The sequence below is a fragment of the Erwinia sp. S38 genome (assembly GCF_016624545.1).
In the GTDB taxonomy this organism is placed as follows: Bacteria; Pseudomonadota; Gammaproteobacteria; order Enterobacterales; family Enterobacteriaceae; genus Erwinia; species Erwinia coffeiphila.
Genome location: NZ_JACVTS010000067.1, coordinates 1 through 1,159 on the forward strand (window position 1 = coordinate 1; position 1,159 = coordinate 1,159).

The 1,159-nt window shown below is 53.3% G+C and carries 1 protein-coding gene; it reads right to left on the reverse strand.

The window, feature by feature from the left end:
- Positions 1–24: 24 nt before the first annotated feature.
- Complete coding sequence (locus tag IBT46_RS27010) at positions 25–1,056, reverse strand: IS630 family transposase (RefSeq protein ID WP_200548132.1); 1,032 nt, start codon at positions 1,054–1,056, stop codon at positions 25–27.
- Between the last annotated feature and the right edge of the window lie 103 nt (positions 1,057–1,159).

Here is a 1,159-nt window from a genome sequence, read left to right on the forward strand (position 1 = left end):
GCTAAATAGCTGATCCTAATACCGCTACACTTTTGCGAGACCATGTCGGCCCCCCGGGAACGGACTGGCTGTTTTTATAAAATGGCGTACCTTTTTCAGTAGTTGCCACATAGAACGGCACTGATGGTTTCGGGTAATCGTCTCATGCAGCGCCAGCCAGAGTCGCTCAATATGGTTTACCCACGGTGAATACACCGGCTGATAAATCACGATGAACTTCGGGTTGGCTTTCAGCCTGCGCTGGGTTTCATGGCTTTTATGGATGATGTAGTTATCCACGATCAGCGTGATGCTCTTAGCCCGCCGGTAACTGGCTCTCAGATGTACCAACAGGCTGATAAATAACTTTGAACTTTTACTGCTGCTGCCAACATAGCTGACCCGCCCGGTGCCACTGTTCAGCGCACCGGCAAGGTAGTATTTTTCATTCTGGCCGGGCGTGACCACCTGCTTTTGCTGACCGCGCAACTGCCAGTCAGCCCCGATTTTGGGATTAAGATGGATATCCACCTCGTCTTCGTAAAAAACAGGATGCTCTGCACAACACCGGGACAGTGCCGCATTTATCGCTGCCATTTTTTCCGCCCGGTTCGGGTCACGGATACGCAGCGTTGGTGCGGCTCTGCGCCAGACCAGTCCTGCTGCAGGCAACCAGCGGCGCACGGTGGAAGGGTGCAGGTCACAGCCGGTTATCTGGTTGATTTTTATCGCCAGTAACTCCGTACTCCAGCGTGATCGCTGATAACCAAAATCACCGGGAGAGCGTTCAACAAGTCGCTTCAGCAGGGCGCATATCTGTTCAAAGGGCCAGCGTCGTCCGCGCCCTGGCGGCAGGGATTTAAGCCCTTCAACGCCGTAAAGTGTGAACCAGTTAATCCAGCGCCCGACGGAAGAACGGGCGCAGCAGAGCGCTCTGGCCACATGGCTGACACATTCGCCCCGGTGCAACATCAGCATGGCAATAAGCCTGCGGGCATGATTCTTGTCGGGAGTTTTGTGAATGGTTTTCTGCATCAGGCGTCGTTCGCTGCGTGGAATTGGTGCTATGATCGGCATAGCTCAGTCCGGTTGGTGATTTGTGATGTTTGGCGATTGATCAGATCGCACAATCCGGGCTGAGTTCCCTCAAAGTGATCTATTATTCGGAACAGCTATTTAG